Source organism: Bradyrhizobium vignae (assembly GCF_004114425.1).
GTDB lineage: Bacteria > Pseudomonadota > Alphaproteobacteria > Rhizobiales > Xanthobacteraceae > Bradyrhizobium > Bradyrhizobium vignae.
On sequence record NZ_RDQF01000074.1, the window covers coordinates 23,841 to 31,573 of the forward strand.

The window sequence follows — 7,733 nt, forward strand, 5'->3', positions numbered from 1 at the left end:
GCGCGCTGCACGACGACTCATGTCCATTTCTGATCGGAGCCTTGTATGAACCACTCCATCAGCCTCACCGTGAACGGTGCGCGGCGCGACTTCGTCCTCGACGATCCGCGCGTTACGCTGCTCGATCTCTTGCGTGAGCGCCTCCATCTCACCGGAACCAAGAAGGGATGCGACCGCGGCCAGTGCGGCGCCTGCACCATTCTCGTCGACGGCAAGCGCATCAACTCGTGCCTTGCGCTCGCCATCAGCCACGACGGCGCCGACATCCTCACCATCGAAGGCGTCGCACGCGGCGACCAGCTTCATCCCGTGCAGGCGGCCTTCATCGCCAATGACGGCTTTCAGTGCGGCTTCTGCACGCCCGGCCAGATCATGAGCGCGATCGGCATGATGCGCGAAGGCCAGGCCGGCAACGATCCCGAACGCGTCCGCGAATGCATGAGCGGCAATCTCTGCCGCTGCGGCGCCTATGCCGGCATCGTCGATGCCGTGCTGGAAGCGCAGGCCGGCATGGACGAGACCAATCAGAGGCGCTCCGCATGAAACAGTTCGATTATGTCAGGCCCGGCACGATCGCCGAAGCCGTCGCCGCCGCGGCCCGGCCGGGCGCCGTCTATCTCGCAGCCGGCACCAACCTGCTCGATCTGATGAAGGGCGGCGTCAGCCGTCCGGATCGTCTGGTCGACGTCACGCATCTCAATGGACTCGATGGTATAGAGACTCTCGCAGACGGTGGCTTGCGTATCGGCGCGCTCGTCAACAACGCCGATCTCGCGCACAATGCCGAATTCGCGAGATCCTATCCTGCGGTGGCCGAAGCGCTGCTCTCCGGCGCGTCGGCTCAATTGCGCAATGCCGCCACCGTCGGCGGCAATCTGTTGCAACGGACACGCTGTGCATATTTCTACGATACCGCCAGCCGCTGCAACAAGCGCGAGCCGGGCTCCGGCTGCGACGCCCGCGACGGCGAGAATCGAAGCCATGCCGTGCTCGGCTGGAGCGAGAGCTGCATCGCCACGCATCCGTCCGATTTCTGCGTGCCCCTGGTCGCGCTCGACGCGGTCGTGGAGATCGAGGGCAGCAACGGCCGGCGCGAGATCGCGCTCGACGCGCTGCACCGCCTGCCCGGCGATACGCCCGGGCGCGAGTCCGTGCTCGAGCCCGGCGATCTCATCGTCGCGGTGCGCCTGCCGCCCGCCGCGCGCGGCTTTGCCGCGCATGCGCGTTATCTCAAGGTCCGCGAGCGCACCTCCTATGCCTTTGCCCTGGTCTCGGCCGCCGCCGCGCTGCGGATCGAGAACGGCAGAATCGCGGAGGCGCGGCTTGCGCTCGGCGGTGTTGCCGCAAAGCCCTGGCGCGCTCGCGCAGCAGAGGACGTGCTTGGGAATGTTGCGCCCACCCCAGACGCGTTCCAGGAGGCGGCCTGGCGTGCGCTCGAGGGCGCAAAACCGTCCGGCGACAACGCTTTCAAGATCGAGCTCGCGCGCCGCATCGTCGTGCGCGCGCTGCTACTCGCCGCCGCCGGTACGCCTGCGCGTATCCCCGCGCTGCCGGCCTCTCCCTTTGCCTCGATCTCCGGAGCCATCCATGCCTGAGCTCAATTTGACCAGCGCTCCCGCCCATCTGCGGCACGGCTCGAATATCGGCCAGCCGCTGACCCGCCGTGACGGCATCCTCAAGGTCACGGGGCGGGCGACTTACGCCGCCGACAATCATCCACCCGGGATGCTGTTTGCGGTGATGGCCGTTTCGAGCATCGCGCGTGGCCGCGTGACCTCGCTCGATGTCGCGGCCGCCAAGCGCCATCCCGGCGTCGTCGACGTCATGACGCCCGACCACAAGCCACAGCTCGCGATCGACCCCGAGATCAAGACCAATCCGTTTGTGTTCCGGATGGAGGTGTTGCAGAGCAATGAGGTTCGCTACGCCAATCAGCCGATCGCGGTCGTGATCGCGGAAACGCTCGAAGCCGCGACCGAAGGCGTTGCCTTGCTGGCGCCTCGCTATGATGAACTGCCCCCGCTGGTCGGGCTCGATGCCGGGGAGACCTTCGTGCCGCCCGTCGTCGGCGTCGGCAATCCGAGCGAACATCATCACGGCGACGTCGAGGCGGGTCTTGCCGCTGCCGAGAAGCGGATCGACGCGACCTACGAGACGCCGCCGCAATATCACAACGCGATGGAGCCGCATGCGATCGTCGCCTCCTGGGATGGCGACCGTCTGCAGATCGACATGCCGACCCAGGGCTTGATGCTGTCGCTGGCGCGCATCGCCGAATTGTTCGGCATCGCGCAAGACAAGATCCACATCCGAAGCCCGTTCCTCGGCGGCGGCTTCGGCTCCAAGGGATTGATGACCGGGCCGCCAACGCTCGGCATCATGGCGGCAAAACTCGTCGGCAGGCCGGTGAAGCTGGTGCTGCGCCGTGAGCAGATGTACGGCCCGGTTGGCCATCGTGCGCCGACGCGTCAGCGCCTGCGCATCGGTGCCGACGGGGAGGGACGCCTGACCGCGCTCGATCATCACGCCAGGACCGTGTCGAGCACGTTCGACGATTTCTACGAGCCCGCGGCCGATGCCTCGCACACGCTCTATGCGGCGGCTGCGATCCGCACTTCGCACGATGCCGTGCGCGTCAACACCGGCACGCCCCTCTTCATGCGCGCGCCGGGGGAGGCAACGGGCTCGATCGCGCTCGAGAGTGCGATCGACGAGATGGCCTGGGCCTGCGGCATCGACCCGCTCGCCTTCCGCCTGAAGAACTACGCCGAGGTCGAGCCGATCTCGGGCAAGCCGTTCTCGTCCAAGGCACTGCGTGCCTGCTACGAGCAGGGTGCGGCGCGGTTCGGCTGGGCGAAGCGCTCGCTCCAGCCGCGGCAGATGCGCGACGATGACGGTCTTCTGGTCGGCTGGGGCGTGGGCACCGCGACCTTCCCGGCGCTGATGTTCCAGGCCGAAGCGCGCGCGGCGATCCGCCGCGACGGCTCGGGTGTCATGGAGATCGGCGCGCATGACATGGGGCAGGGCGCCTGGACCGCGCTGGCCCAGATCGCGGCCGATGCCGTCGGCCTCGATGTCGACCGTGTCGAATTCAAGGCCGGCACGTCCGACCTGCCCGATGCCGGCATCGCCGGCGGCTCGGCCCACACCGCGACGGCCGGCAGCGCGATCCATAGCGCCGGCGCGGCCGTGATCGCAAAGCTCGCCGATCTCGCCACCAATGATGAGCGCTCGCCACTGTTCGGCGCCGGCAATGCCGGCGTGATCGCGCGGGACGGCAGGCTGATCCGTCGCGACGACGAGAGCCGCGGCGAGAGCTATGCCGAGATTCTCGCGCGCGCCGGCGTCGCCGAGGTCGAGGCTCGCGGTACCGGCGCGCCGAATCCGGCGGCGATGGAGGAATATGCCATGCATGCCCACGGCGCGGTGTTCGCCGAGGTGAAGGTCGATCCGGAGCTCGGCCAGGTCCGCGTCACCCGCATGGTCGGCGCCTTCGCGGCGGGACGGATCGTCAATCCGCGCATGGTGCAGAGCCAGCTGTGCGGCGGCCTGATCTGGGGCATGTCCTTCGCGCTGCACGAGGAGGCCGTCACCGACCGCCGCAGCGGCCGGATCATGAATGCCAATCTCGGCGAGTACCACATCCCGGTGAATGCCGACGTGCCGCCGCTCGACGTCATCACGGTCGAGGAGCACGATCCGCACGTGAATGCGCTCGGCATCAAGGGCGTCGGCGAGATCGGCATCACCGGCAGCGCCGGCGCGGTCGCCAATGCCGTCTGGCATGCGACCGGCGTGCGCGTCCGCCGTTTCCCGATCCGGATCGAGGAGTTGCTGACGCAGCGTTGAGGGACAAGGCGGGACGAGATCTTCTCGCTCCGCCGCGTTTCGCTAATGCAGCTTCTTGCGGAGCGCCCTGAGCGCCTCGCGCTGCATCTCGATGTAGTCGGCGATGGCCTTGCGCAGCTCGCGCGAATGGAGCTTGTCGGCATCGCGCTGGACTTCGTCGAGCGCGGCTTCTGCATTGGCGAGCGTGATCTTCATCTGCGAGTCCTGTTACGAAGCGGCCCCGGAGTGCCCAAGGAATTCTCACGTATCCGGCCAACCTCAGCACCTCAACGCCAGGCTGCCCGGCACGGTTCGTAATATGTAGCGGCTTGGTTCGCGGAAATTGAGGTGGCTCAATATCCGTAAGATATCGGTGGTTCCGTAAGATCCCCCTCAGAACGTCGGCGGCGTGCAGGCGGAGATCACCTCGCACGGCTTGCCGCCGACGCAGCGGAAGCGATGCGGGCGGCGGCTCTCGAAATAATAGGCATCGCCGGGATTGAGGATGCGGCGCTCGTCCTCGACGGTGACTTCGAGCTTGCCCGAGATCACGATGCCGCCTTCCTCGCCGTCGTGGACGAGATGCACGCGTCCGGTGTCACTGCCGGGCTCGTAGCGCTCCTTCAGGATCTGCAGGCTGCGGCCGAACAGATTGTCGCCGACTTGCCGATACGAGATCGGCTTCTTGCCGACCTCGGTCAGCTCCTCGGCGCGGTAGAAGATCTTGCGCCTCGACTCCGGCTCCAGCGCGAAGAACTCGGCGAGCCCCATCGGGATGCCGTCGAGGATGCGCTTGAGCGCGCCGACCGAGGGATTCATCTGGTTGGATTCGATCAGCGAGATCGTCGAATTGGTGACGCCGGCACGTTTGGCCAGCTCGCGCTGCGACAGCTTGTGGCGCGCCCGGATGAATCGTAGCCGTCCACCGATGTCGACGCTCATAGCCCAAGCCCTGTTGCAGGTGTTGCGGATCGCGCAAATATGGACCGGCGGCCCCAGTTAAATCAATGGCTTGCAGATCACCAGAAAAGGACTTGTTGCGGCTTCGAAGCCGTGGCTCTGCTGGCCCGTCAGCAAAGGAGCGCGGCCGTGACCCTTCATCAGATTCCGAACACCATCAAGACCGACTCGTTCTGGATGCCGTTCACCGCCAACCGGCAGTTCAAGAAGGCGCCGCGCCTGTTCTCCTCGGCCGAGGGCATGCACTACACCACCGTCGACGGCCGCAAGGTGATCGACGGCTCCGCCGGCCTCTGGTGCGTCAATGCCGGCCATGGCCGCAAGCAGATCGCCGCCGCGGTCGAGCGGCAGCTGATGACGCTGGACTTCGCGCCCTCGTTCCAGATGGGCCATCCGCTGGCATTTGACTTCGCCGAGCGCCTCGCGGAGATCGCGCCGAAGGGACTCGATCGCGTCTTCTTCACCAACTCCGGCTCCGAGTCGGTCGACACCGCGCTCAAGATCGCGCTCGCCTACCATCGCGCCAACGGCCAGTCGAGCCGCACCCGTCTGATCGGCCGCGAGCGCGGCTATCACGGCGTCGGCTTTGGTGGCACCTCGGTCGGCGGCATGGTCGCCAATCGCCGCGCCTTCGCGACCCTGCTGCCGGGTGTCGATCACATCCGCCACACCCACGATCTCACCCGTAACGCCTTCGCCAAGGACCAGCCCGAGCATGGCGTCGAGCTGGCCGACGATCTCGAGCGTCTGGTGGCGCTGCACGGCGCCGAGACCATTGCCGCCGTCATCGTCGAGCCGGTGCCGGGTTCGACTGCGGTGCTGCCGCCGCCGAAGGGCTATCTGCAGCGCCTGCGCGAGATCTGCGACAAGCACGGCATCCTCCTGATCTTCGACGAGGTCATCACCGGCTTCGGCCGCCTCGGCACGCCGTTCGCCGCCAACTTCTTCGGCGTCACGCCGGACCTGATGACGACGGCCAAGGGCATCACCAACGGCACCATTCCCTGCGGCGCGGTGTTCGCGAGCCGCAAGGTGCATGACGGCATGATGGTCGGCCCCGAGAGCCAGATGGAGCTGTTCCACGGCTACACCTATTCGGCGCATCCGACCGCCTGCGCCGCCGGCATCGCGACGCTCGACATCTACAAGGACGAAGGCCTGCTCACGCGCGGTGCCTCGATCGCCGAATACTGGCGCGACGCGCTGCATTCGCTCAAAGGCCTGCCGAACGTCGTCGACATCCGCAATTGCGGCCTGATGGGCGCGGTCGAGCTGGCGCCGCGCGACGGCGTCGTCGGCGCGCGCGGCTATGACGTCATGGTCGACTGCTTCAACACCGGTCTCTATCTGCGCATGAGCGGCGACAGCTTCGCGATGTCGCCCCCGCTGATCGTCGAGAAGAGCCACATCGATCAGATGGTCTCCATCCTCGGCGACGCCATCAAGAAGGTGGCCTGATAATTGCTCTCGCCGTTGCGAGTTGTTTCCTGGCAGCGGCGCGTGTGATGCCGCGGGAGTTTGACGAAGCGTGAAAGTTCTGATCCTCGGCAGCGGTGTCATCGGTGTCACCTCTGCCTACTACCTCGCTCGCGCCGGTCATGAGGTGACGGTCGTCGACCGTCAGCCGGAGCCGGCACTGGAGACCTCTTTCGCCAATGCCGGCGAGGTGTCGCCCGGCTATTCGTCGCCCTGGGCCGGCCCCGGCGTGCCGGTGAAAGCGGTCAAATGGCTGTTGATGAAGCACGGCCCGCTGGTGATCCGGCCGAAGCTAGATCCGGTCATGTGGGTCTGGCTGCTCAAGATGCTGCGCAACTGCACCAGCGCGCGCTATGCGGTCAACAAGAGCCGGATGATCCCGATCGCGGAATACAGCCGCGACGCCTTGCGCGACCTGCGCCGCGACATCGGCATCCAGTATGACGAGCGCTCGCAGGGGACGCTGCAGCTGTTCCGCCACCAGTCCCAGCTCGACGGCACCGGCGAAGACATCGCCGTGCTCAAGCAATATGGCGTGCCCTTCGAGGTGCTGAGCCGCGAGGGCTGCATCGCGGTCGAGCCGGCGCTATCAGGCGTCAAGGAAAAATTCGTCGGTGGATTGCGTCTGCCGCAGGACGAAACCGGCGACTGCCATATGTTCACGCAGTCCCTGGCCAAGCATGCCCAGGCGCTCGGCGTGCGCTTCCTGTTCAACACCGGCATCGATCGCATCGTCACCGAGGGCGCGCGCGTCAGCGGCGTCGTGACCAGCGCCGGCCTGTTGCAGGCGGACGCTTACGTGCTCGCGCTCGGCAGCTGGTCGCCGCGGCTGGTGGCGCCGCTCGGCATCGCGCTGCCGGTCTATCCGGTGAAGGGCTATTCGATCACGGTGCCGATCAAGGACGCCTCCGGCGCGCCGGAATCCACCGTGATGGACGAGAGCTACAAGGTCGCGATCACCCGCCTCGGCGACCGCATCCGCGTTGGCGGCACCGCCGAGATCTCGGGCTATTCGAGCAAGCTGTACGACGCCCGCCGCGCCACGCTCGATCACTCCCTCACCGACCTGTTCCCGCGCGGCGGCGATCTCGCCAAGGCAACGTTCTGGAGCGGTCTGCGCCCCATGACCCCGGACGGCCCGCCCGTGATCGGCCCGACCCAATACGCCAACCTCCACCTCAACACCGGCCACGGCACGTTGGGTTGGACCATGTCCTGCGGTTCGGGACGCGTGCTGGCCGACATGCTGTCGGGCAAGAAGCCGGAGATCGATGTGAGTGCGCTGACGGTGGAGCGGTACGCGCATCGGTTCGGGTAAGGCTCTATCCGTTCGTCATTGCGTGCGTAGCGAAGATTCCATGGGGAGTGGATAGCGACCAGGTCTGAGGCCAGACTGAGGGTTGCTGAATCCATTCAACCTGGAGACGACGATGTTGCTCGATCATCCTTCCGACGGACTGGCCGCTATC

Annotated in this window: 7 protein-coding genes; 5 read left to right on the plus strand and 2 right to left on the minus strand. The window is 66.5% G+C overall.

Going from position 1 to position 7,733, the window contains the following annotated elements; genetic code table 11:
- The first annotated feature begins 45 nt into the window (after positions 1-45).
- Genes EAV90_RS35365 through EAV90_RS35375 form a run of 3 tightly spaced genes read left to right on the plus strand, consistent with a single transcriptional unit; the run spans position 46 to position 3,849 of the window.
- A complete protein-coding gene (locus EAV90_RS35365; protein WP_122401198.1) occupies positions 46-543 on the plus strand; it encodes a (2Fe-2S)-binding protein in 498 nt (165 codons plus the stop codon).
- Positions 540-1,595, plus strand: a complete 1,056-nt coding sequence (locus tag EAV90_RS35370; RefSeq protein WP_129146087.1) for an FAD binding domain-containing protein — start codon at positions 540-542, stop codon at positions 1,593-1,595. Before EAV90_RS35365 ends, EAV90_RS35370 begins: the two co-directional genes overlap by 4 nt.
- A complete protein-coding gene (locus EAV90_RS35375; RefSeq protein ID WP_129146088.1) occupies positions 1,588-3,849 on the plus strand; it encodes a xanthine dehydrogenase family protein molybdopterin-binding subunit in 2,262 nt (753 codons plus the stop codon). The genes EAV90_RS35370 and EAV90_RS35375 overlap by 8 nt, the downstream gene beginning before the upstream one ends.
- 42 nt (positions 3,850-3,891) lie before the next feature.
- On the opposite strand, the gene EAV90_RS39890 is transcribed toward EAV90_RS35375, so the two are convergent.
- Both EAV90_RS39890 and EAV90_RS35380 read right to left on the minus strand, forming a co-directional pair.
- Positions 3,892-4,044 carry a hypothetical protein gene (locus EAV90_RS39890; protein ID WP_164937244.1) on the minus strand — a complete coding sequence of 51 codons (153 nt, stop codon included), beginning with the start codon at positions 4,042-4,044 and terminating at the stop codon, positions 3,892-3,894.
- 177 nt (positions 4,045-4,221) lie between these two features.
- Positions 4,222-4,770 carry a cupin domain-containing protein gene (locus EAV90_RS35380; RefSeq protein WP_018646206.1) on the minus strand — a complete coding sequence of 183 codons (549 nt, stop codon included), beginning with the start codon at positions 4,768-4,770 and terminating at the stop codon, positions 4,222-4,224.
- Positions 4,771-4,917: 147 nt separating this feature from the next.
- Between EAV90_RS35380 and aptA the strand changes: the two genes are divergently transcribed.
- Both aptA and EAV90_RS35390 read left to right on the plus strand, forming a co-directional pair.
- The gene (gene aptA, locus EAV90_RS35385; RefSeq protein WP_162500143.1) at positions 4,918-6,246 is read left to right on the plus strand and encodes an omega-aminotransferase AptA; all 1,329 of its coding nucleotides are present in this window, start codon (positions 4,918-4,920) and stop codon (positions 6,244-6,246) included.
- A 70-nt stretch (positions 6,247-6,316) separates the two neighbouring features.
- Positions 6,317-7,582 carry a D-amino acid dehydrogenase gene (locus tag EAV90_RS35390; RefSeq protein WP_122401202.1) on the plus strand — a complete coding sequence of 422 codons (1,266 nt, stop codon included), beginning with the start codon at positions 6,317-6,319 and terminating at the stop codon, positions 7,580-7,582.
- The last annotated feature ends 151 nt before the right edge of the window (positions 7,583-7,733 follow it).

Bases quoted from the DNA above. Each gene is read 5' to 3' on its own strand.
- EAV90_RS35365 (WP_122401198.1), top strand. From the start codon at position 46: ATGAACCACTCCATCAGCCTCACCGTGAACGGTGCGCGGCGCGACTTC.
- EAV90_RS35370 (WP_129146087.1), top strand. From the start codon at position 540: ATGAAACAGTTCGATTATGTCAGGCCCGGCACGATCGCCGAAGCCGTC.
- EAV90_RS35375 (WP_129146088.1), top strand. From the start codon at position 1,588: ATGCCTGAGCTCAATTTGACCAGCGCTCCCGCCCATCTGCGGCACGGC.
- EAV90_RS39890 (WP_164937244.1), bottom strand. From the start codon at position 4,044: ATGAAGATCACGCTCGCCAATGCAGAAGCCGCGCTCGACGAAGTCCAG.
- EAV90_RS35380 (WP_018646206.1), bottom strand. From the start codon at position 4,770: ATGAGCGTCGACATCGGTGGACGGCTACGATTCATCCGGGCGCGCCAC.